Here is a 23,382-nt window from a genome sequence, read left to right on the forward strand (position 1 = left end):
CCATGCGCTTGATTGTGATCGGCACCGTCCTAAATTCCATATAAGATTCCGCAATATCAGCTGGATTCGACCCACCGCATGGCCAACGCCTTTTTTTCCGACCTTCTCTCGACGATATCAGAACGTGGCCGCACGCTGCTTCGGCGGGGCGAGCCGTCCGTCGCCCGCCAGGACGCCTCCGAACTGCTTGAATTGTGCAAGGCGCTGCTATCGGGCCGCGGCGAAGCGTCCGGCACCGCGATGGCGCGCGACGTGCTCGACCGCTACCACGACCTCGACGCCGCCGGCCGGCTCACCTTCTTCGAAACGCTGGCGAGAGACTTCGGCCCCGACCGCGAAAAACTGTCGCAGGCGATCGAGAGCTGGCGCAGCCAGCCGAACGACAGCGATGCCAGCGACCTTCACTTTGCTTCCGAGCCGCAGCGGCAGGAGTTGATCCGTCGGCTCAACCGTGCGCCCGGCGGCACCAGCGATCTGGTGGCGATGCGCGCCGACCTGCTTTCCCTGATGAAGGGCAACAAGGATCTGGCCGCGCTCGACCGCGATGTGGTGCATTTGCTGTCTTCTTGGTTCAACAGGGGATTTCTCGTGCTGCGCAGGATCGACTGGTCGACGCCGGCGAATATTCTGGAACAGATCATCCGTTATGAAGCCGTGCACGAAATCCGCGACTGGAACGATTTGCGCCGCCGCATCGATCCCGTAGACCGCCGCTGCTATGCCTTCTTCCATCCCCAGCTCAATGACGAACCGCTGATCTTCGTCGAGGTCGCGCTGACCGAAACGATCCCGACCGCGATCGCGCCGCTGCTCGCCGCCGAGCGTCAGTTGGTGCCGGTCGAACGCGCGCGCACCGCCGTGTTCTATTCGATCTCGAATACGCAAAAAGGGCTTGGCGGCATTTCCTTCGGCAGCTTCCTGATCAAGCAGGTGGTCGAGGAGTTGCGACGCGAATTGCCGAAGCTGGATACGTTCGTCACGCTGTCGCCGGTGCCGGGCTTCATGCAATGGCTGAAACAGGCCGCCGACGTTCCGGTCAGCGACGAGGAACGGACGCTGCTGGAAAACCTCGATAAGCCGGACTGGTTCGAGGATGCGGAATTGGCCGCGCAACTGCGCGCCGTGCTGGAGCCGCTGGCCGCGCATTATTTCCTCAGAGCCCGCACGTCCAAAGGACGGCTGATCGATTCGGTGGCGCGCTTCCATATCGGCAACGGCGCGCGGCTGGAGAAGATCGACTGGCTCGGCGATCTCTCGCCGAAGGGCCTGCGCGAATCCGCAGGCATCATGGTCAATTACCTCTACCGGCTCGAGGACATCGAGAAGAACCATGAGGCCTACGCCAACCAGGGCGAGATCGCCGCGTCAAGCGCGGTGAAGAAACTGCTCAAGACCGAAGGCCGGCGGCTGCTGGACATGCGACTGTCGTAGCCAGGCTAGAATTCGCCGGGGCTCAATTGGAAATCATATCGCAATGGCTTCCGATGGCGGCGCATTTCCCCGGCCAATGGTCCCCTCGGAACGTATCGAGGCCATCGACGTACTGCGGGGCATCGCCCTGCTCGGCGTTCTGGCCATCAACGTCGTCACGGAATTTCGCGTTTCGATCTTTGAGCAATTTCTTGCCCACAAGCCCCCGGCATCGCCGGTCGATCATTCCGTCGAAACGATCCTGACGCTGGCCGTCGAGATGAAGGCGTTTGCGCTGTTTTCACTGCTGTTCGGCGCAGGCCTTGCTATCCAGTTCGAGCGGCTTGCGAAGAGCGAGCGCCGCACGTCGCTGCTCGTGCGCCGGCTCGCCGTGTTGCTGGCGTTCGGGCTCGTCCACCTTTGCCTGATCTGGAACGGCGATATTCTCACCGAATATGCGCTCGCTGGATTCATCGTCCTTCCGTTCCTGTTCGGTCCGCGCTGGCTATTGGTTGTCGCCGCGCTGGCGTCTCTCGGGTTGTACCTTGAGATGCAGGTCTTTCCGCCGCCGGGATTGTGGCCCGGCACGGCCGCGATCAGGCAGGATGTCGCTGAGGCGCATCGCATCTATGCGACGGGCGGCTTCCTCGACGTGCTGGCGTTCCGGCTGCGCGAGCTTCCTCTTTTCGTTCCCCTGCACGCCTTTATCTTTCCGCGCACGATCGGGTTGTTTCTTCTCGGCGCTTTCGCCTGGCGCACCGGCATTCTGAAAAACCCGCCTCTCCGCCTGCTGCTTTCGATCGCTGCTACCTGTATCGGCCTTGGCGCGGCATTGATCCTTTGCCATGCCGGCGGCTTGATCGCGGGCGGCCGGATCGGCGCCCTGGCAGAACCTCTCGGCACCATCCTGCTGGCGCTGGGTTATGGCGCTGGTATCATCGGCATCGCCAGTCTCGATAGCGGAAAGAAGCTGCTGGGCTGGGCCGCGCCATTGGGGCGGATGGCGTTCACCAACTACCTTGCGCAATCCCTGATCTTCGGCTGGATCTTTTATGGTTATGGTCTTGGCCTGTTCGGCCGCCTCGGCGTCGCCAGCGCACTGGCCATCGGCGTTGCCGTCTACATCGGACAGGTATTTTTCAGTGCCTGGTGGCTGCGCCGTTACCGGTACGGCCCGGTCGAGTGGCTGTGGCGCACGCTGATGTATGGTATGGCACAACCGATGCGGCAGACGGCGTAGCGCCAAGCTCAGATCTTGTATTCATAGAGCAATCGGGCGCGGATGGTGCCCTCCAGAGATCGGATGTCCGCAAGCACACGCTGGCCATCGGCTGCGGACGCATCTGCGTCGAGAACCACATAGCCTACCTCGTGGTCGGTCTCGTAATATTGAGCGGCAATGTTAACGGCGTGGCGCGCGAGCACTTCATTCAAACGCCCCAGCATACCCGGCAGATTGCGCTGTACCTGAATGAACCGCGTGCCCGATGGCCGCGCCGGCAGCTGGACCTGGGGAAAATTGACAGCGCCCATCGTCGAACCGGAATCGCTGTAATCGATGAGCTTGCGTGCAACTTCGGCGCCGATGCGCTCCTGCGCCTCTTCGGTCGAACCGCCGATGTGTGGCGTCAGGATAACATTGTCCAGACCCTGCAGCGGCGATACGAAGCGTTCGGCGTTCGAACGCGGCTCGACCGGAAAAACGTCAACCGCGGCGCCACGAAGCCTGCCTTCGCGCAGCGCGTCCGCGAGCGCCTCCAGGTCAACGACCGTACCGCGGCTGTTGTTGATGAAATACGCGCCTCGCTTGATCGCCCGAATCTCCTCGCGTCCGATCATCCCATGCGTGGCTGATGTCTCCGGCACATGCAACGTCACGACGTCGCTTTGCGCCAGCAGATCACGCAAGCTCGCGGTCGGCTCGGTGTTGCCATGACGAAGCTTGTCCGTGTGATCGTAGAAAATGACCCTCATTCCCAGCGCTTCCGCGAGATTCGAGAGCTGCGAGCCGATATTGCCGTATCCAATGATGCCGAGCGTCTTGCCCCTTACCTCATAGCTGTCGTTTGCGGACTTGTCCCAACGTCCCTGATGCGCTGCGTTGGAACGCGCGACGATCCGACGCAGCAGGATGACGATCTCGCCTATCACCAGTTCTGCCACGCTTCGCGTGTTGGAAAACGGTGCGTTGAACACGGGAATCCCGCTTCGGCGAGCGGCGTCAACATCCACCTGATTGGTGCCGACGCTGAAGCATCCGATCGCGATCAGCCGGTCCGCGGCCTCAAGAACATCCGTGGTGATCTGCGTGCGTGAGCGGATGCCCAGCAGGTGGACGCCTTTGATGGCTTCCTTGAGCGCATCGCCCTCAAGCGCCTTGGACAAGCGAGTCATGTTGGAATAGCCCGCAGCCTCTATCAGCTGCACGGCGCTGTCGTTGACCCCTTCGAGAAGCAAGATGCGGATCTTGTCCTTCGAAAGTGAGAGCTGGGGAAGAGAAAGTTTACTGGGCAAGATCGCGGCGTCCTTCAGAGATGGATGATCGGTAAGCTGACGGCCTGGAAATTCACTGTCGGCGCCAAGCCGAATTTCCTATCCAGGCCACTCATTTCATAAGATGTTTGGGCAGCCAATCTTTCCTATGAGATCCAGGCTCACGCCGCCAGCGCCTTCATCTCCGCGTAGAGATCGGACTTCCCCTCGAATCCGATGCCCGGCAGGTCCGGCATGGTGATGTGGCCGTTCTCGACGCGGACGCCGTCCGGAAAGCCGCCATAGGGCTGGAACAGGTCGGGATAGCTCTCATTGCCGCCAAGCCCGAGGCCGGCCGCGATATTGAGCGACATCTGGTGCCCCCCGTGGGGAATGCAGCGGCTCGGCGACCATCCGTGGGTTTTCAGCACCGCCAGCGTGCGCTGGTATTCGCACAGACCGTAGGACAGCGCGCAATCGAACTGCAGCCAGTCGCGGTCCGGCCGCATGCCGCCATAGCGGATCAGATTTCTTGCGTCCAGATGGCTGAACAGGTTTTCGCCGGTCGCCATGGCTGCGGGATAGAATTCGGCCAAAGCGGCCTGCAGCGCGAAGTCGAGGGGATCGCCGGCCTCCTCGTACCAGAACAGCGGATACTCCCGCAGCATCTTTGCATACGCGATCGCGGTTTCCAGGTCGAAGCGGCCGTTGGCGTCGACGGCGAGTTGCGCGTCCTTGCCGATCTCCTTCAGCACCGCTTCGATGCGTTCACGATCCTCGGCGATCGGCGCGCCGCCGATCTTCATCTTCACGACGTTGTAGCCGCGGTCGAGATAGCCGCGCATCTCGCCGCGCAGCGCCGACAGATCCTTGCCGGGATAATAGTAGCCGCCAGCGGCATAGACGAACACGCGCGGATTGGCCTTGAGGCCGTGGCGCTCGGCCAGCAGCCGGAACAGCGGCTTGCCTGATATCTTCGCCACCGCATCCCACACCGCCATGTCGATGGTGCCGACGGCGACCGAGCGCTCGCCGTGGCCGCCGGGTTTTTCGTTCGACATCATGGCGGCCCAGACCTTGTCCGGATCGAGATTGTCACCGCCGGCATCGAGCAGACTCTTCGGATCGGCCTCCTTCAGCCGCGGCGCAAAGCGTTCGCGGATCAGGCCGCCCTGCCCGTAACGGCCGTTGGAATTGAAGCCGTAGCCGACCACGCGCTTGCCATCACGCATGGCATCGGTAACGACGGCGACCAGGCTCGTCGTCATCTTGGTGAAGTCGATATAGGCGTTGCGGATCGGCGAGGAGATCGGTTTTGTGATTTCGCAGACGTCGACGATGCGGACGGACATGGGGCTTGGCTTTCAGTCGCTGCCGCCATTGCGAGCGAAGCGAGGCAATCCATTGGGCCGCAATGCAGGCGGACGTATGGATTGCTTCGTCGCTTCGCTCCCTTGCGCAAACGCTTCGCGTTTGTCGCAGCCAATGACGGTCAGGTGGGAGTCTTGTCGCGAAAATACGGCTCGACCGGGCCGTGCACCTTGATGGTCAGCGGGTTGCCGTAACGGTCCTTGGCGTTGCCCGCGGTGACGCGCACCCAGCCCTCGCTGATGCAGTATTCCTCGACATTGGTCTTCTCGGCGCCCTTGAAGCGAATACCGACATCGCGCGCAAGGATGTCGGCATTGTAATACGGGCTGTTCGGGTCGACCGAGAGACGGTCGGGGAATTCGTCGTTCATCGCTTTGTTGGTCTCGCTCACAGCAGTGCCTCGATTTCTCTTCGTAGTCCCTCGGGCGTAACGGTCGGTGCATAGCGCCCGACCACCTTGCCCGACCGATCGACCAGGAATTTGGTGAAATTCCATTTGATCGACGAACCGAGCAGCCCCGATTTCTCATTCTTCAAATGGTTGAACAACGGATGCGCATGGCTGCCGTTGACGTCGATCTTGGCGAACATCGGAAACGTCACGTCATATTTGCTCTCGCAGAATTGTTCGATTTGCCTGGCGTCGCCCGGCTCCTGCCCGCCGAACTGGTTGCAGGGAAAGCCGAGCACGGCAAAGCCGCGCGGCGCCAATTCGCGTTGCAATTGCTCCAGGCCCTTGTATTGCGGCGTGAACCCGCAGGCGCTCGCGGTGTTGACGATCAGGAGCACCTGACCCTCGAACCGCTTCAGCGGAACCTGTTCGCCGGCGAGCGACTGCGCCGTAAAATCATAAACGCCTGGCATCATGGTCTCGTTCAATTCAGCCCGCGGGATCGATCGCCGCCGACGGCGTTCCGCCGGCTTCGATCGCCTCGCCGGCAGCAAGGCATAAATCCTCGCGGTAACGCCCGGAAACCAGTTGCACGCCGACGGGCACACGGCCGACCAGTCCGGTCGAAACCGTTAGCCCGGGAAGCCCCATGAAGGGAATGGCGATCTGCGGCAATTGCGCATGCCAGACGCGCGCAAACGACGCCTCATCCTTGCGGTCGAGCTGATCGGGGAACGGCAATTCGCCTGATACCGGCATCAGCAGCACGGCATAGTTTTCGAAGAACGCCAGCCATTCACGGGTCAGCGTCGCACGACGCGTCAGCGTCTTCGACAGGTCGAACGGATGCACCTTTGCGCGGTTGCCGCGCAGGCAGGCCAGCGCGCCGGGATCGCCTTCGCGCTCGGCCGCTTCCAGTTGCGCCTCATAACCGTCACCGAGCCAGAGTTTGGTCTGCAGATCGGCGGCCTCGCGCAGCGGCGGCGTGTTGGCGATTTCCTCGACGATCCAGCCGGCGCGCGCGAGCCGCTTGCCGGCGTCCGCCACCGCTGCCTTCACTTCAGGCACGGGATCGAGGCCGTCAGGGTTGAGGCACATTGCGACGCGCTTTGGCATCGCGGGGCCTTCGAGCGGCGCCGGCACCCACCAGGGATCGCGATAATCTTTTGCCGACATCGCGGCCAGCGCGATCCTGATATCGCCGATGGTGCGCGCCAGCGGCCCGGAGACGGCGCTGATCTGCGGCCCGATCGGCCGCTCGGGGAGCGCCGCGTTGAACGCCGCGATGCGGCCCATGGTCGGCCGCAGGCCATGCACGCCGCAAGCATAGGCGGGGTAGCGGATCGATCCCGCGATGTCGGTGCCATGCGCGATATGCCCGATGCCGGCCGCGACCGCTGCCCCCGCCCCGCCGGACGAGCCGCCCGGGGTGATGCCGGGATCGCGCGGGTTCCTGGTGTCGCCATGAATGAGATTGGTGGTGAACCAGCGATAGGAGAACGCCGGGCAGTTGGTGCGGCCGAGAATGACGGCGCCGGATTTGCGCAGATTGTCGATCACCGGGCTATTGCTCTTCGCGATGGCGTCGCGCTGCAGCTTCAGCCCGTTGGTGGTGGCAAAACCTTCCTGGTCGATATTGACCTTCACCGTGACCGGCACCCCGCCGAGCGAACCGGCGTCTTCGCCGCGCCCGATGGCGGCATCGACGGCGGAAGCCTGCGCCAGGACGTCCTCAGGCCTGTGGTCGACGACGGCGTTGATCTTGGGATTGACCGCGTCCAGCCGCGCCAAGGCGGCGGTCGCCGCCTCCTTGGCCGAGACTTTCTTCGACCTGATCAGCGAAGCGATTTCCGCGGCCGACAGGCGCCATAGATCCTGCATGCAAAAACTCCATATCGATTGCCGCCCTTTTAGAGCGTTTTCCAGCGAAGTGGAAACCGGTTCGCGCCAAGAAAACGCGTCAAATCAAAAACCCAGCGCCGGGCGCAGGGCAATGCCAGCGGGCCCGCCGCCCCGATTTTAGCGCATATGGGCGACGAAATAGGCGAGATCGGTGATCTGCTCTGGTGTGATCGGCGCCAGCACATCAGCCATGCTGCCATCATAGCCGTGGCGGCTGTTGTCCTTGTACTCGGCAAGGGTCTTGGCGAGATAATCCTCGCGCTGGTTGGCGATGCGCGGGACGTTCTCCTTTCCGGAAAGATCGGGGTTGTGACAGGTGTCGCAGCGGTGCTGCTGCACCAGCGCCTGACCGCGCTGCAGCCGCGCAGGATCGCCAGCCTCTGTGGGGGCTGCGGGCTTCGGTATCTTGGCGATAAAATCGGAGAACAGGCGAAGATCGTCGTCGGTCAGCGCCTTCGCCATCTCGTTCATTGGCCCGAAGGTGCGCAGCTTTTCGCGGAACATGAAGAGCTGGATCAGCGTGTAAGGCGCCTGCTGCCCGCCAAGCGAAGGAGTGTTTTCGGTCTCGGACTGGCCTTTCTCGCCGTGACAGGCGAGACATGGCGCGGCGCGCTGTTCGATGGTTTCGGCGTTGGCGGAAAAGGCAATGGAAGCGAATGCCAGGGCCAGGATCGGTTTACGCATCGGTTTATTCCAACAACGGCGACTCACGAGATGATCCCGTCATTGCCTGCGACAAACGCGAAGCGTTTGCGCAAGGGAGCAACGCGACGAAGCAATCCACGCCTCCACAAGTGGCGGAATGGATTGCTTCGCTTCGCTCGCAATGACGGTGAGGTTACTGTTTGTCCGCCACCTTCTGCTTGCCGTAGGTGACGCGGTAGACGGCGCCGTTCCAGTCGTCGGAGACCAAGAGCGAGCCATCCTTCATCGGCAGCACATCGACCGGGCGGCCGATATACTTGTTGTCTTCCAGGAAGCCCGTGATCAGCGGCTCCATCGACTTCATCGTGCCGTCCTTGTTCAACTTGACGACGACGACGTCACCGCCCACTTTCTTGGTGCGGTTCCATGAGCCGTGCCGGGCGATGATGGCTACGTTCTTGTAGGTCTTCGGGAACATGCTGCCGGTATAGAACCGCATGCCGAGCGCTGCGGAATGCGGACCCAGCAGGCCGACCGGCGCAGTGAAGTCACTGCAGGATTTGCCCCAGCCGAACTCGGGGTCGACGATGTTGCCCTGCAGGCAGAACGGCGCGCCGAAATGTTCGCCGCCCTTAGCGATACGGTTCAGCTCGTCCTCCGGCACGTCTTCCGACATCCAGTCGCGGCCATTGTCGGTGAAGTAGAGCTGCTTGGTCGCCGGATGCCAGTCGAAGCCGACGGTGTTGCGGACGCCCCTGGCGATCACTTCCGCGCCCGAGCCGTCGAGATTCATCCGGCGGATCTGGCCGTGATCGTCGTCGTGCAGCACGTTGTTGCCGGGCTGGCCGACCGGAACGTAGAGCTTGCCGTCGGGGCCGATGCCGATGAACTTCCAGCCATGGGCTTCGTCCTTTGGCAGCTTGTCGTAGATCACGGTCGGCTTCGGTGGGCTGTCCAGGACGTCCTCGACCTTGTCGATCTTGGAAACCTTCGACAGTTCCGTGATGTAGAGCGTGCCGTCCTTGAACGCGATGCCATTCGGACGGTAGAGGCCGGAGGCCAGCACCTTGACCTCGCGCTTGCCGTCCTTGTTGACGATGGCATAGACCTTGTCGACCAGTCGGCTGCCGACAAACACCGTGCCCTTGTCGCCCATGGCGAGCGAGCGCGCGTTCGCCATGCCCGCGGCATAGACCTCGATGTTGAAGCCGGCCGGCACTTTCAGCTTCGCCGTCGGCAATTTGTCCGGCGCCGCGGGTATCGGCGGCGGCGCATTCGGCGCGAGCTTGGCGGCGGCTTCGTTGCCCGCGGGGCGCCCGATCAACGGGGACCCCGGCGGAAGCGCGGGCGCGGCCGCAGGCGATGCGCCGGCAGCGGCCGGTGCGGCAGGCTGTTGGGCCGCGGCGGTTAGCGTGAATGCACTGAGGAAGGCACCGGCCAGCAACAGGCTGCGCGGCGTCGACGAATGACTTATCATGGGCGTTTCTCCCTGGCGGAAGCCTTTTCTCTACGCGCGGCACATCAGGGTGCCGACGCCGGTGGCTTTCCGGACGGCAATCTCCAATATTTTTCTGTCAAGGCGCAACCGGAAATATGCGTCGCGGAAACCGCGCCGGCCGAATGGTCGGCCCTGCGCCGACCGGCTTCATCGCATGTCAGTGCTTCGTCACCGAGCCGCCGGGGGCATCGAGGATCGCTTCGGCGAAGGGAAACTCCAGCACGATCTCGCCGTCGTCGTCGGTCACCTCGATGATCGCGCTCAACAGCGCGCCATCGGCGCCGTCGGTCTTGAGCAACTCCCGGATCATGGCGCGCGCCATTTCCCAGGCGCGATCGGGATCGACAAGCACTTCGCCGTCGGGATCGGAAATCAGCTCATCGCCGATACGGGTGTTGAAGTAATATCGCGGCATCGGCGGCAACCTGACTCCGGTTGAGGCCCCGCAACCGGAGGCCGTCACTATCTCACAAGTTCTTTATCCGGAGCCGGCAGCGCCCCGTCGCACCCAGAATTGCCATTCGCGGGGGTACGAACAACCGCGAAACGCTTGATCCCACGTTGTTTTGAGCAAGCCCCTCTGCACAACTCCGTGAAATCCCTTTGCGGCGCAGCATAAACAAATGGGGGTTCCAGGCAAAAGATTTAACTGGCGAACTTTTTGATCCGCAGTACCTTAACCTCCAAGGGCGGAATTCGTCCGGTAGCAAAGGGAGAGCCAAATGGCCTGGAAAGCGCCGAAAATCGTCGAAGTATCGGTCGGCATGGAAATCAACATGTATATGTGCGCCACCCGCAAGTAAGCGGCAGCGCGTCTCATATCTCACGCAGGTGGACTTCCGGGCCTGACACATTCCCGATAACGGAACGGTGTCCGCGGCCGGTGTCCACCTTGTGGCGTTTGTAGCTCAGGCGCTTGTAGCTCAGTTTGTATCTTCAAGTCTGAAAGCTCCAGGGAGACGGATCATGCTTCGCGTCGTCGTCCTGGGCGCCGCGGCAGGCGGTGGCATTCCGCAGTGGAATTGCGGTTGTCCGGCGTGCCGGAAAGCACGAAGCGACCGTCCCGAACTGCGCAGTACCCAGGCCTCGATCGCGATAAGCGCCGATGGCGCGCACTGGTATCTCATCAACGCCTCGCCCGACCTGCGTCAGCAGGTGATCGCGACGCCGCAGCTCCACCCCAAGGCCGGACAGCTCCGTCACAGCCCCATCGCCGGCGTGATCCTGACCAATGGCGAGGTCGATGCGGTCGCCGGGTTGTTGTCGATGCGCGAAGGTTCGCCGTTCACGCTGTATGCGCATGAGCGGGTCCTTGCGATTTTGCGATCCAACAGCATCTTTAACGTGCTGGGCGAAAACAACGTGAAGCGGCGGCCGATCGAGATAGATGTCGCATTCGAGCCCGCCCTGCCCGACGGCTCGCCATCCGGCATGGAAATCCTTCCCTTCGCGGTTCCCGGCAAGGGCGCGTGGTATCTCGAAGGCAAGGCCCATCCGACGGGCGGTGACGCCGCGGGCGATACGCTGGGGCTTCGGATTCTGGACAAGGGCAGCGGCAAGTACTTCTATTTCCTGGCCGCCTGCGCGAGGGTGACCGACGATCTCAAATCGCGCCTGGCGGGCGCCGCGCTGGTCTTCTTCGACGGCACCGTGTGGCGTGACGACGAATTAATCGTCCTGGGACTCGGCACCAAGACGGGACAAGGGATGGGCCATATTTCAATGTCGGGCGATCATGGAGCGATCGAGAGCCTTGCCGGCCTCGACATCGGCCGCAGGGTGTTCCTGCATATCAACAACTCGAACCCCGCATTGCTCTGCGGCACGGACGAGCGAAAGACAGTGGAACAGGCGGGCTGGCAGATTCCCGCCGATGGAACGGAGATCACGCTGTGAATGTCATGCCTACCAGCGGAATGACCGCGTACTCGATCGGCAAGGGCGTCACGCCCAACAACGCCGATGAACTCGAAGCGATGCTCCGCCACATCGGCGCGACGCGCTATCACAATCTGCATCCATTCCACCGGCTGCTGCACGGCGGCAAGCTCAACAAGGGGCAGGTGCAGGCCTGGGCGCTGAACCGCTATTATTACCAGAGCACGATCCCGATCAAGGACGCGATGGTGATCTCGCGGTTCCGCGACCGCGCCACCCGGGTCGAATGGCGGCACCGGATCGAAGATCACGACGGCGATATCGGCAGCGAAGGCGGTATCGAGCGCTGGCTGAAGCTGACCGAGGGGCTCGGGCTCGACAGCGCCTATGTGGAATCGACCGAAGGCATTTTGCCGGCGACGCGGTTTGCGGTGGAGGCCTACGTGCATTTCTGCCGCGACAAGACACCGCTGGAGGCGATCGCCTCCTCGCTCACGGAACTGTTCGCGCCGAGCATACACGAGGAGCGCATCGCCGGCATGCTGGCGCACTACGATTTCGTCAACCCCGACATCATGAGCTATTTCAAACGCCGCCTGACCCAGGCGCCGCGCGATGCCAACTTCGCGCTCGAATATGTCAGGAAGAACGCGAAGACGCCGGCGGAGCGCGAGGCGGTCTGCAATGCGCTGATCTTCAAGACCAATGTGCTATGGGTTCAGCTCGACGCGCTGTATCATGCCTATGTCGAGGGCCATATACCCCCCGGCGCGTTCGTGCCCAAAGGGGACTAGCGATCGATGGCGATGAGCCGCAACATCAGTGTCAGCGAGGCGAGCCGGCCGAAATTGCCGCGGCACGCCCGGCTGAAATTCGATGAGACGCGGCAGGTCTGGGTGATCCTGGCGCCGGAGCGCGTGCTGGCGCCGGACGAAATCGCGGTGGAAGTGCTGCAGCTCTGCGACGGCGTGCGCAGCGTCGGCGATATGGCAGATCAACTCGTCGCCAAGTACGCGGCACCGCGCGAGGCGATCTTGACCGATGTTATTGGGATGCTGCAGGACCTCGCCGACAAGGGGTTTCTGACCGAAGCGCGTGAGAAGACGTCATGAGCGGCATTCTCGCCGATGGCAAGACGGCCGGCGCCGCGCCCAGCGACGGGCTCGCGGTTCTGGAATCGCAACGCTCGACCGCGGAGACGTTCGGCATTCCCTTAGCCGTGCTCGCCGAGCTGACGCACCGCTGTCCGCTGCAATGCCCCTATTGCTCCAACCCCATCGAACTCGACCGTGGCGGCAGCGAACTGACGACCGCGGAATGGAAGAAGGTCTTGAGCGAACTCGCCGAAATCGGCGTATTGCAGATCCATTTCTCGGGCGGCGAACCGACCGCGCGCAAGGACCTGGTGGAGCTGGTGCAGCATGCGACCGACGTCGGACTGTACAGCAACCTCATTACGTCAGCGGTGCTGCTGACAAAGGAAAAGCTTTCGGCATTGGCCGATGCCGGGCTCTGCCATGTGCAGATCAGTTTCCAGGGCAACGAGCCCGTGGTGGCCGATCGCGTCGCCGGATTGAAGAACTCCCACGAAAAGAAGCTCGAAGCCGCAAAATGGACGCGCGAGCTCGAGCTACCGCTGACGGTCAACGCCGTCATGCACCGCCAAAACCTGCATCAGCTCGCCGACATCATCCAGATGGCGGTCGATCTCGACGCCGACCGGCTGGAAGTGGCCAACGTCCAGTATTACGGCTGGGCGCTGAAGAACCGCGCCGCCCTGATGCCAACGATCGAGCAGATCGACGAGACCAGCCGCATCGTCGAGGAAGCCGTCGTCCGGCTGAAGGGCATTCTCGCCATCGACTATGTAGTGCCGGACTATTACGCGCTGCGGCCGAAGAAATGCATGGGCGGCTGGGGCCGGCAGTTCTTCAACATTTCGCCCGCGGGCAAGGTTCTGCCCTGTCATGCCGCTGAGAGCATCACCGGACTCGAATTCGAATCCGTGCGCTCCAATCATTCGATCGCCTGGATCTGGCAGAATTCCGAAGCCTTCAACCGCTATCGCGGCACTGGCTGGATGAAGGAGCCATGCAAGAGTTGCGAGTTCAGGGAAATCGATTTCGGCGGCTGCCGCTGCCAGGCCTTTGCGCTGACCGGCGATGCCGGCAATACCGACCCGGCCTGCACGCTGTCGCCAATACATGAGCAGATTTTCAAGCAGGCCGAGCGCGAGGCCGCCGCGCACCAGGACCGCTTCCTCTATCGCAATTTCGCCGGCGGCACGCTGGAGACGGAAGGCGAGCATGGCGCCTGACGCCGACGCCGGCAAATCCGTCAAACCCGCCGATCCTTTTGCGCCGCTGACGTCGGAGCAGTTCGCGGTCAGCGACGGTCACGATATCTATGTCGAAAGCGTCGGCCGCGTCGGCGGCATTGCCGCGGTCTACCTGCATGGCGGGCCCGGCAGCGGCTGCCAGCCGGACCATCGCCGGCTGTTCGATCCTGAGCGCTTCCATGCCGTGCTGTTCGACCAGCGCGGCGCGGGCCGCAGCCGCCCCAAGGGCCGCCGCGAAGCCAACACCCTGCCGCATCTGATCGCGGACATGGAGGCGATCCGCGAAAAATTCGGCTTCGAACGCTGGATGATTGTCGGCGGCTCCTGGGGCGCCACCCTGGCGCTGGCCTACGCGGAAGCGCATCCCGAGCGCGTCACCGGCATTGTGCTGCGTGCCACCTTCCTCGGCACGATCGGGGAAATCGAAAATGATTTTCTCAATGTCCTGCCGCGATTCTATCCCGGTCTTTACGATGACTTCATGAGCGTGTTGCCCGAAGGCGAACGCGCGCAACCGCTGCAAGCCTATTTCCGCCGCATCCTCGATCCCAATCCTGACGTGAATATTCCTGCAGCGCGGGCATGGGGCGAAACCGAACGCATTCTTTCCGAACACACGCCGAACCGCACACGCCTCGATCTGGCGGCGCTTGGTTCATCGCGGAGCCTGCCGGCCACGCCGTTCATGGAAGCGCACTATTTCGCCAATGACTGCTTCATGCAGCCGGACCAGTTGTTGCGTGACGCGGGCAGGCTCTCAGGCATCCCCGGCATCATCGTGCAGGGCCGCTACGACCTGTTGTGTCCACCCGCAACCTCGCACGCGCTCGCAGCCCTTTGGCGCGAGGCCGAGATCCGTTTCGTCGAGGGCGCCGGCCACACGCTGTACGATCCCGGCGTCCGCGACGCCGTGATGAAGGCGATCGCGGACATGGCTTCCAGAACAGGCAAATAGGAATCAAGAAAAATGCCGATGGCGGGAAAAGGCATGCTGCTGACGTCGATGAATATCGACGCCGCGCACGAAGCCGAATTCAATCGCTGGTACGACCGCGAACATCTCGAAGAGCGCGTCGCCATCGACGGCTTTCTCGAAGCCCGCCGCTATGTCGCCCATGACGGCAATCCGAAATATCTCAGCCTCTACTCCACCGAAACGTTCGAGGCGTTGGACAGCCCGGCCTATCGCGCCGCGCTGGCGAACCAGACGGCGTGGTCGAAGGCCAACATCGCCCGCTTCCAGAACATGATCCGGGCGGTCGCACGCATCACGGTCAGCCGCGGCACCGGCCGTGGCGCCGCGCTCGGCATTGTCCGTCTGCGTCCGGCCGGCGGCGAGGACAAACTGCGCGCAGCTCTACGCGAGCAGCTCGATCCCGCAGAACTCGACGGGATCATCTCCATGCATTTGATCGAGAGCGACCGGGCGCTGTCGAAGCCGATCACCGATGATCCCTCCGCGCCCAATCCCGGCGCCGGCGACTGGTTCGTGCTGATCGACGCAACCGATGTCGGCGCGGTGCCCGCGGCCATGCTGCGCTTCAGCGGCAACATTGCGTTGAAGCCGCTGACGATCTCGAGCGGGGTCTACCGGCTGATGTGGGATCTGGCGAAGGGCGATATCGGCGGCTAGGCGCCGCCGCCGACGGTCACGGGCAGCTTGAGCGGCCATCCGAACCTGACGGCGCGGCCCGACAGGAAATCCCTGACCCAACGCTGCGCCGGCCGTTCGACATAGCGCCACACGATCCAGGACAGCCACGTCATGGCCAAAACGATCGCGACCACCCATGGCACCGCACTGGCAGGCGCCTGACGGGTAAACAGCACATAGCCGAACTGCATATGCAGCAGATAGAGCGGATAGGTCAGGCCGCCGGCCGCCAGCACGAGCGCTGGCGGCAGCGGAACGTGACGAATCCGCGTGGCCAGGAAGATGATGGCAACCGATGCGAGGCAGATCGCCGCCACCGTCCATGCGTCGAATGTGCCACCTGTATGCGGCGCCAGCTTCACCGCTTCGTGGAGAGATTGGAATACCGCCGTGCCGATCGACAGCACCAGCATACCATACAGCACCGGGCCGCGGCGCCCGCGATAGAATTGGTAGATCAGCAAGCCCACAGCGAAGAAGCCGCTATAGTCCGTGAGAAAGAGTTTTTCGACCAGTGACGCGTCGAGCGTCAGCTCATTGGCGAAGGTGATGCCGAGCCAGATCAGGATGATGGTGTCGATCCGGCGCGGGAACAACCCGGCCGCGATGAACACGGCGACCCAGGCATAGAACATCACCTCGATCACCAGCGACCAGTAGGATGTATCCATGTAGGGCTGGCCGAACGCCGTCGCTGCGATGAACAGGTTGGCGAGCCACTGCCTGAAGCTGGCATCGAAGTGCGGTGGCCCCAGAAGCACGATCGCCAGACAAGTCAGCGTCATGCAGAATACGAAAGTCGGGTAGATCCGGCTGAAGCGGGCGATGGCGAAGCCGGCGGCCGTCCGGCCCTCGGCGGAATAGGCGATCACGAAACCGCTGATGACAAAGAAGCCAGGCACGCCGAGAAAGCCATATTTGGCGATCGGCGTCAGCCAGGGGAGTGCGACCTGCGGCACCCCATGCGAGGCCGGGCCCCAGAAGCCGAAATGGTAGAGAACGACGCCGAGCACGGCTACCAGCCGCAGCAGATCGAGCGCTTCGACACGCGATGGTGAACTGGCTGACGGCGGCATGATCGGGAAGTTCCTGCGCGGGAACAAATGGCAATGCCGCATCCTAGGAACGGGCGGTGAAGGCGCTGTTAACGCAATGCCGTGTAAACCGGTCGCCGAGATTTGCCTTCTGGCAAGAATTGCTCGGTTCGGAGCGCGTCCGCACGACTAGTGCTGCGCCCAGTAGCTTCGATTCTTCCTCTCGTAATGGTCGAAGGCCTTGATAAGGCAGATGAGAACTTCCGCCGAAGTCTCTAACATTGCTTTCAATTGCCTTGCTGATGCTCTCTCTGAGATGTGTGATGGTCGTCTGAAAGCGCTCCTTCATCTTCTGGGTGTTGGGGACGACCGACCGACTGAGGATGTCATATGCATCTATTTCCAGGTCGTCCCAAACGCTTGGTGACATTACCGGTTCCCGCTATCTTCAGCCGTAACTGGAGTTGAATTGCATGGCGGAAAAGTCCGCGGGCATCGTGGCCGAGATTTTCGCCGCCTTCCTCAAGCTCGGGCTCACCTCGTTCGGCGGGCCGATCGCGCATCTCGGTTACTTCAGGGCGGAATTCGTCGAACGGCGGAAATGGCTCAGCGAAAGCAGCTATGCTGATATCGTCGCGCTCTGCCAGTTCTTGCCGGGGCCAGCTTCCAGCCAGGTCGGCTTCACCCTCGGCATTCTGCGCGGTAATGGCCTGCTCGGCGGGCTTGCGGCGTGGTTCGCCTTCACCATGCCGTCGGCCCTCATTCTGTTCGCCTTCGCGCTCGGTGCGACCGCCTTCACCGGCCCTGTCGCCGAAGGCGTGCTCCACGGTCTCAAGCTGGTTGCGGTCGCTGTGGTGGCGCAGGCGATCTGGGGCATGGCAAGGAGCCTGACACCGGATCGCGAGCGGGCCGCCATCGCGCTCGCCGCGGTTGCGATCGTGGTTTTCATCGGCGGATCGTTTGGCCAGATCGGCGCCATCGCGCTTGGGGCCATAGCCGGGCTCTGGCTGTGCCGCGGCGATGGGCCCATGCCTGCGGGCCACCTCGGCTTTTCGGTATCGCGTCGACACGGCATAGCCGCGCTCGTGCTTTTCGCTATCCTGTTCCTGGTCACGCCGCTGGTGGCTGCACGAACCGGCTCGCAGGGCCTGGCGCTGTTCGACGCGTTTTATCGTTCCGGCGCGCTGGTGTTCGGCGGCGGCCATGTCGTGCTGCCGCTGTTGCAGGCGGAAGTGGTGACGCCGGGCTGGGTCAGCAACGCGGATTTCCTCGCCGGCTACGGCATGGCGCAAGCCGTGCCCGGACCGCTGTTCACCTTTGCGGCCTATCTCGGCGCCATAGGACCCGCTCCCAATGGTCTGGCCGGTGCTGCGATTGCACTCATCGCGTTGTCTTTGCCAGGACTGCTGCTGGTCTACGGCATGCTGCCATATTGGGACGCGCTACGTATGCGTCCCGCCGCGCAGGCCGCCATGCGCGGCACAAACGCCGCCGTCGTCGGCATACTTGGCGCGGCGCTCTACAATCCGGTCTGGATCAGCGCGGTGCTCACCCCGCGTGACTTCGCCGTGGCGCTCGCCGGCTTCCTGCTGCTGACGGTTTGGAAACTGCCGCCATGGATCGTCGTCATCCTGCTGGGGACGATCGGCGCAATTCTGCGGCTGATCTGAGCACATCGCCTCACCTGCATACACTCGTCCGCGCGATGTGCTTGAACGCATCGCATTTGCGGGATGAGCCGATTAATCAAGCTGCACTGCACATGCTGCACTGCCACATCGATAACTGCGACGCTAAGTCCAAGCTCCCATGCAGTTGAAAGCTGGAGATCGCGCAAATTTGCCTTTGTGCCGCGTCTGGAATGGCTCTAATAAGATAAGCCTATGATCCAATTCAAAAACCACAAGAACGCCCGCTGAGCGTTCGCAGGCAAAATAAGGCCGCGCTTTCCTTGAAATCGCGCGGACAAGGTAGGAATGAAACCGACTGATATCTCGGCGCCAGACTACTTTCACAAAGTGGTCGATTGCCAATGGGCCTGCCCCGCACACACACCGGTTCCCGAGTACATCCGTTTGATTGCCGAGGGGCGTTATAGCGACGCCTATATGATCAATTGGAAATCGAATGTGTTTCCCGGAATTCTGGGGCGCACCTGCGATCGCCCGTGCGAGCCTGCCTGCCGCCGCGGCCGCGTTGAGGAAACGCCGGTTGCCATCTGCCGCCTGAAGCGCGTCGCCGCCGACTTCAAGGACGATGTCAAGCATCGCATGCCGAAGCCGCTGGCGAAGAACGGCAAGCGCATCGCGCTGGTCGGCGGCGGTCCCGCTTCGCTGACGGTAGCGCGCGACCTCGCGCCGCTCGGCTATCACTGCACCGTGTTCGATGCCGATCCCAAGGCAGGCGGCATGATGCGGAGCCAGATTCCAAAGTTCCGTCTGCCTGACACCGTGATCGACGAGGAGACCGATTACATCCTCAACCTCGGCGTCGAATTCAAGGGCGGGCATCGCGTCGACAGCCTGAAGAAGCTGCTCAACGAAAGCTATGACGCGATCTTCATCGGCTCCGGCGCCCCGCGCGGGCGCGAGCTCGACATCCCCGGCCGCAAGGAAGCTGCCGCCAATATTCATATCGGCATCGAATGGCTGGCGTCGGTCTCGTTCGGCCATGTCGAGAAGATCGGCAGGCGCGTGATCGTGCTCGGCGGCGGCAACACCGCGATGGATTGCTGCCGCACCGCGCGCCGGCTCGGCGGCGCAGACGTGAAAGTCATCGTGCGTTCCGGCTTCGAGGAAATGAAGGCGAGCCCCTGGGAAAAGGAAGACGCCCTTCACGAGGATATTCCGATCCTCAATTACATGGTGCCGGTGGCATTCAAGCATGTCAGCGGCAAGCTCATCGGCGTCACCTTCCAGAAGGTGAAGGCCGAATACGACGCCAAGGGACGTCGCAACCTGGTGCCCTCGGGCGAACCGGACCAGACCATCCCCTGCGACGACGTGCTGGTCGCGGTCGGCCAGGAGAACGCGTTCCCCTGGATCGAGCGCGATTGCGGCATCGAGTTCGACAAGTGGAACATGCCGCAGGTCGACCCCAAGACCTTCGTATCGACCAATCCAAAAGTGTTTTTCGGCGGCGACGCAGCGTTCGGCCCGAAGAACATCATCTGGGCGGTGGCACACGGACATGACGCCGCGCTGTCGATCCACAAGATGATCTCGGGCGAAGACATCACCGAGCGCCCGCTGCCCGAAGTGCACGTCTCCTCGCAGAAGATGGGCATCCACGAGTGGAGCTACGACAACGACATCTCCGGCGACAAGCGCTACAAGGTGCCGCATCGCGACAAGGTGATCGCGCTGAAGGACATCAGGACCGAGGTCGAACTCGGTTATGATGTCAAGCTCGCGCTCGGCGAGGCGCAGCGCTGCCTGAACTGCGACGTGCAGACCGTATTCTCGGCGCCCGCGTGCATCGAATGCGACGCCTGCGTTGACATCTGCCCGATGGACTGCATCACCTTCACAGAGAATGGCGAGGAAGAGGATCTCAGGCTGCGGCTGAAAGCGCCCTCGCCGCATCACGATCAGGCGCTCTACGTCGCCGAAGGGCTCAAGACCGGCCGCGTCATGGTGAAGGACGAAGACGTTTGCCTGCATTGCGGGCTGTGCGCCGAGCGCTGTCCCACTGGCGCCTGGGACATGCAAAAGTACCTCATCGATATGACTCACGCGGGATCAACATGCCAGTCCAAAGCCCGATCAGCAGCGTAAACGACTTCGTCGTCCGCTTCGCCAACGTCAACGGCTCGGGTTCGGCGAGCGCCAACGAGCTGTTCGCGCGCTCGATCCTGCGCCACGGCGTGCCGGTGTCACCGCGCAACATCTTCCCCTCCAACATCCAGGGCCTTCCGACCTGGTACGAGGTGCGGGTCACCGAAGCCGGCCATCTCGGCGCCCGTGGCGGCGTCGACATGATGGTCGCGATGAACCCGCAGACCTGGGACAAGGACGTCGCCTCGATCGAGCCCGGCGGCTATCTGTTCTACGATTCGACCAAGCCGATGCCGACGTCGAAATTCCGCGCCGACATCAACGTGATCGGCGTGCCGCTGACCGCAATCACCAACTCGACCTATACCGATCCGCGCCAGCGCCAGCTGTTCAAGAACATCATCTATCTCGGCGCCCTCTGCGCCCTGCTCGACATGGATCCGAAGCTGGTCGAGCAGCTCATCGGCGAACAGTACAAGGGCAAGGAAAAGCTCTTGTCGTCGAACGTGCATGCGCTGCATCTCGGCCGCGACTGGGCGCTGCAGAACCTGAAATGCCCGATCGGACTGCGGGTGAAGAAGTCCGACAAGGTCGGCGAGCGTATCTTCATCGAGGGCAACAGCGCCGCTGCGCTCGGCGCGGTCTATGGCGGCGCCACCGTCTGCGCCTGGTATCCGATCACGCCGTCGTCGTCGGTGGCGGAGGCCTTCACGAGCCACTGCAAGAAGCTGCGGCACGATCCTGAGACCGGCAAGGCGAAATACGCGATCGTGCAAGGCGAAGATGAGCTCGCATCGATCGGCATCGTGATCGGCGCCTCCTGGAACGGCGCACGTGCCTTCACCGCGACCTCAGGCCCCGGCATCTCCTTGATGACCGAATTCATCGGCCTGTCCTACTTCGCGGAAATTCCGGCCGTGATCATGAACATCCAGCGCGCCGGCCCCTCGACGGGCATGCCGACGCGCACCCAGCAATGCGATATCATCGCCTGCGCCTATGCTTCGCACGGCGACACCAAGCACATCCTGCTGTTCCCGGAAGACCCGGCCGAAGCGTTCGAGTTTGCGGCGCAGTCGTTCGACCTCGCCGACCGGCTGCAAACCATGATCTTCCTGATGCTCGACCTCGACATCGGCATGAACCACCGGCTGTGCCGCCCGCTGAAGTGGGATGATGCCCGGCAATACGACCGCGGCAAGGTGATGACGGCCGAAATGCTCGACGAGCCCGGCCGCGATTTCGGCCGCTACCTCGACGTCGACGGCGACGGCATTCCCTACCGCACCTATCCCGGCACGCATCCGACCAAGGGCTCGTTCTTCACCCGCGGCACCTCGCGCGACCGCTACGCGCGCTATTCGGAAGAAGGCGCCGTTTACGCCGACAACATGCAGCGGCTGGTGCGCAAGTTCGAAACCGCGCAGGACATGGTGCCGCGGCCGTTGCAGGCCAATGCCGCCAAGCCGACCAAATACGGCGTGATCTATTTCGGCTCGACTGCGCCGGCGATGGACGAGGCGATCGGGCTCTTGGAAGCGCGCGGGCATCAGCTCGACCGCTTGCGCATCCGCGCCTTCCCGTTCCACTCCAGCGTGGCGAGTTTCATCGCCGACCATGATTTCGTTTACGTGGTCGAGCAGAACCGCGACGCCCAGCTGCGCCAGCTGATCGTCAACGAGAACGGCATCGATCCGGTACGGCTGGTGCCGATCCTGCACTATGACGGCACGCCGATCACCGCGCGCTTCATCGCCAACGCCATCGGCGACCATCAGGATCATCTCAAGGTGACCCCTCTCCGCAAGGCCGTGTCATGACCTACATTGCAAAGCCCAAGTTTCATCATCCCGGCCTGCCGAAGAACGAGCTCGGCTACACCCACCGCGACTACGAGGGCAAGATCTCGACGCTGTGCGCCGGCTGCGGCCACGACTCGATCACCGCCTCCATCATCGAGGCCTGCTACGAGCTCTCGATCGAACCGCACCGGGTGGCAAAGATTTCCGGCATCGGCTGCTCGTCGAAGACGCCGGATTATTTCCTCGGCAATTCGCACGGTTTCAACTCCGTGCACGGCCGCATGCCGTCGGTCCTGACCGGCGCCAACCTCGCCAACCGCGACCTGATCTATCTCGGCGTCTCCGGCGACGGCGACAGCGCCTCGATCGGCTTCGGCCAGTTCGCGCATTCGATCCGGCGCGCCGTCAACATGACCTACATCGTCGAGAACAACGGCGTGTACGGGCTCACCAAGGGCCAGTTCTCGGCCACCGCCGACCGCGGCTCGAAGTCGAAGAAGGGCGTGATGAACACCGACAACGCCATCGACCTGGTGGCGATCGCGCTGCAGTTGGGGGCGAGCTTCGTGGCGCGCAGCTTCTCCGGCGACAAGTCGCAACTGGTGCCGTTGATTGCGGCTGCGATCCGCCACAAGGGCGCGGCGTTCATCGACGTCATCAGCCCCTGCATCGCCTTCAACAACCACGCCGGCTCGACCAAGAGCTTTGACTATGTCCGCGAGCATAATGACGCGGTGAATCGCCTCGACGTGCTCACCGGCCGCGACCCGATCACAGTCGATTATGCGCCGGGCACGGTGCAGGTGGTCGAACAGCATGACGGCACGCGGCTGGCGCTGCGCAAGATCGACGCCGACTATGACGCCAACGACCGGCTGGCGGCCATGACCTTCCTGCAGAAGCACGCCGCCAAGGGACAGGTGGTGACCGGACTGCTCTATGTCGATCCGGACGCGGAAGACCTCCACGCCCATCTCGACACCGTCGAGACGCCGCTCAATACGCTGGAAGCCAAGGATCTGTGCCCCGGCACATCCGCGCTGGAAAGGATCAACGCCAGCCTGCGGTAGCCATAGCGTTTTCGAGCGAAGTGGGCACCGGTTCGGGTCAAGAAAACGCGTCAAAACAAAAATCTAAAGCGTGATGGCATTAGCTTCGATAACCTGAGTTTTTAAGGTAGTTGGCGCATTCTTCGGGTGTGAAGGCGTCGA

The 23,382-nt window shown here is 62.6% G+C and carries 22 protein-coding genes; 13 read left to right on the forward strand and 9 right to left on the reverse strand.

Going from position 1 to position 23,382, the window contains the following annotated elements:
* Positions 1-78 precede the first annotated feature (78 nt).
* Positions 79-1,431, forward strand: coding sequence for a malonyl-CoA decarboxylase (locus JQ624_RS18815; protein WP_212420391.1), 1,353 nt, complete (start codon positions 79-81; stop codon positions 1,429-1,431).
* Positions 1,432-1,474: 43 nt separating this feature from the next.
* Positions 1,475-2,650, forward strand: coding sequence for a DUF418 domain-containing protein (locus JQ624_RS18820; protein WP_212420392.1), 1,176 nt, complete (start codon positions 1,475-1,477; stop codon positions 2,648-2,650).
* Positions 2,651-2,658: 8 nt separating this feature from the next.
* Here the strand turns inward: JQ624_RS18820 and serA are convergent, their stop codons facing one another.
* The 8 genes from serA to JQ624_RS18860 all read right to left on the reverse strand — a co-directional run bounded on the left by serA (position 2,659) and on the right by JQ624_RS18860 (position 10,104).
* Positions 2,659-3,927 (reverse strand): phosphoglycerate dehydrogenase, encoded by a 1,269-nt coding sequence (serA, locus tag JQ624_RS18825; RefSeq protein WP_212420421.1) that lies wholly within the window; start codon positions 3,925-3,927, stop codon positions 2,659-2,661.
* A 137-nt stretch (positions 3,928-4,064) separates the two neighbouring features.
* A complete protein-coding gene (locus tag JQ624_RS18830) occupies positions 4,065-5,234 on the reverse strand; it encodes a mandelate racemase/muconate lactonizing enzyme family protein (protein ID WP_212420393.1) in 1,170 nt (389 codons plus the stop codon).
* 140 nt (positions 5,235-5,374) lie between these two features.
* Positions 5,375-5,644 carry a DUF3297 family protein gene (locus JQ624_RS18835; RefSeq protein WP_312014450.1) on the reverse strand — a complete coding sequence of 90 codons (270 nt, stop codon included), beginning with the start codon at positions 5,642-5,644 and terminating at the stop codon, positions 5,375-5,377.
* Positions 5,641-6,117: a glutathione peroxidase gene (locus JQ624_RS18840; RefSeq protein WP_212420394.1), complete on the reverse strand. Its 477-nt coding sequence runs from the start codon at positions 6,115-6,117 to the stop codon at positions 5,641-5,643. Before JQ624_RS18840 ends, JQ624_RS18835 begins: the two co-directional genes overlap by 4 nt.
* A gap of 16 nt (positions 6,118-6,133) precedes the next feature.
* Positions 6,134-7,525: an amidase family protein gene (locus JQ624_RS18845; protein ID WP_212420395.1), complete on the reverse strand. Its 1,392-nt coding sequence runs from the start codon at positions 7,523-7,525 to the stop codon at positions 6,134-6,136.
* Positions 7,526-7,663: 138 nt separating this feature from the next.
* Positions 7,664-8,230 (reverse strand): c-type cytochrome, encoded by a 567-nt coding sequence (locus JQ624_RS18850; protein WP_212420396.1) that lies wholly within the window; start codon positions 8,228-8,230, stop codon positions 7,664-7,666.
* Between the two features lie 154 nt (positions 8,231-8,384).
* Positions 8,385-9,668 carry a sorbosone dehydrogenase family protein gene (locus JQ624_RS18855; RefSeq protein WP_212420397.1) on the reverse strand — a complete coding sequence of 428 codons (1,284 nt, stop codon included), beginning with the start codon at positions 9,666-9,668 and terminating at the stop codon, positions 8,385-8,387.
* A gap of 178 nt (positions 9,669-9,846) precedes the next feature.
* A complete protein-coding gene (locus JQ624_RS18860) occupies positions 9,847-10,104 on the reverse strand; it encodes a DUF6894 family protein (RefSeq protein ID WP_212420398.1) in 258 nt (85 codons plus the stop codon).
* Positions 10,105-10,411: 307 nt separating this feature from the next.
* Between JQ624_RS18860 and pqqA the strand changes: the two genes are divergently transcribed.
* From pqqA to JQ624_RS18895, 7 genes are all read left to right on the forward strand, one after another.
* Positions 10,412-10,492 (forward strand): pyrroloquinoline quinone precursor peptide PqqA, encoded by an 81-nt coding sequence (pqqA, locus tag JQ624_RS18865; RefSeq protein ID WP_035635412.1) that lies wholly within the window; start codon positions 10,412-10,414, stop codon positions 10,490-10,492.
* 163 nt (positions 10,493-10,655) lie between these two features.
* On the forward strand, positions 10,656-11,585 hold the full coding sequence (pqqB, locus tag JQ624_RS18870; RefSeq protein ID WP_212420423.1) for a pyrroloquinoline quinone biosynthesis protein PqqB: 930 nt from the start codon (positions 10,656-10,658) through the stop codon (positions 11,583-11,585).
* A 20-nt stretch (positions 11,586-11,605) separates the two neighbouring features.
* Entirely contained in the window at positions 11,606-12,361 is a 756-nt protein-coding gene (gene pqqC / locus JQ624_RS18875) for a pyrroloquinoline-quinone synthase PqqC (RefSeq protein ID WP_212420424.1), read from the forward strand.
* Positions 12,362-12,367: 6 nt separating this feature from the next.
* Positions 12,368-12,679, forward strand: a complete 312-nt coding sequence (gene pqqD, locus JQ624_RS18880) for a pyrroloquinoline quinone biosynthesis peptide chaperone PqqD (RefSeq protein ID WP_212420399.1) — start codon at positions 12,368-12,370, stop codon at positions 12,677-12,679.
* Complete coding sequence (gene pqqE / locus JQ624_RS18885) at positions 12,676-13,884, forward strand: pyrroloquinoline quinone biosynthesis protein PqqE (RefSeq protein ID WP_212420400.1); 1,209 nt, start codon at positions 12,676-12,678, stop codon at positions 13,882-13,884. The genes pqqD and pqqE overlap by 4 nt, the downstream gene beginning before the upstream one ends.
* A complete protein-coding gene (pip, locus tag JQ624_RS18890) occupies positions 13,874-14,860 on the forward strand; it encodes a prolyl aminopeptidase (RefSeq protein ID WP_212420401.1) in 987 nt (328 codons plus the stop codon). The genes pqqE and pip overlap by 11 nt, the downstream gene beginning before the upstream one ends.
* Before the next feature lie 12 nt (positions 14,861-14,872).
* The gene (locus JQ624_RS18895) at positions 14,873-15,538 is read left to right on the forward strand and encodes a DUF4286 family protein (protein WP_212420402.1); all 666 of its coding nucleotides are present in this window, start codon (positions 14,873-14,875) and stop codon (positions 15,536-15,538) included.
* On the opposite strand, the gene JQ624_RS18900 is transcribed toward JQ624_RS18895, so the two are convergent.
* The gene (locus JQ624_RS18900; RefSeq protein WP_212420403.1) at positions 15,535-16,635 is read right to left on the reverse strand and encodes an acyltransferase; all 1,101 of its coding nucleotides are present in this window, start codon (positions 16,633-16,635) and stop codon (positions 15,535-15,537) included. The two genes, JQ624_RS18895 and JQ624_RS18900, sit on opposite strands and share 4 nt — an antisense overlap.
* Before the next feature lie 431 nt (positions 16,636-17,066).
* On the opposite strand from JQ624_RS18900, the gene chrA reads away from it, so the two are divergent.
* From chrA to JQ624_RS18920, 4 genes are all read left to right on the forward strand, one after another.
* The gene (gene chrA, locus JQ624_RS18905) at positions 17,067-18,263 is read left to right on the forward strand and encodes a chromate efflux transporter (RefSeq protein ID WP_212420404.1); all 1,197 of its coding nucleotides are present in this window, start codon (positions 17,067-17,069) and stop codon (positions 18,261-18,263) included.
* A 306-nt stretch (positions 18,264-18,569) separates the two neighbouring features.
* On the forward strand, positions 18,570-20,369 hold the full coding sequence (locus JQ624_RS18910; RefSeq protein ID WP_212420405.1) for an FAD-dependent oxidoreductase: 1,800 nt from the start codon (positions 18,570-18,572) through the stop codon (positions 20,367-20,369).
* Positions 20,339-22,189, forward strand: a complete 1,851-nt coding sequence (locus JQ624_RS18915) for a 2-oxoacid:acceptor oxidoreductase subunit alpha (RefSeq protein ID WP_212420406.1) — start codon at positions 20,339-20,341, stop codon at positions 22,187-22,189. Before JQ624_RS18910 ends, JQ624_RS18915 begins: the two co-directional genes overlap by 31 nt.
* Positions 22,186-23,241 carry a 2-oxoacid:ferredoxin oxidoreductase subunit beta gene (locus JQ624_RS18920; protein WP_212420407.1) on the forward strand — a complete coding sequence of 352 codons (1,056 nt, stop codon included), beginning with the start codon at positions 22,186-22,188 and terminating at the stop codon, positions 23,239-23,241. Before JQ624_RS18915 ends, JQ624_RS18920 begins: the two co-directional genes overlap by 4 nt.
* Positions 23,242-23,382: the final 141 nt, after the last annotated feature.

It is taken from the genome of Bradyrhizobium sp. AUGA SZCCT0283 (assembly GCF_018130385.1).
Lineage (GTDB): Bacteria > Pseudomonadota > Alphaproteobacteria > Rhizobiales > Xanthobacteraceae > Bradyrhizobium.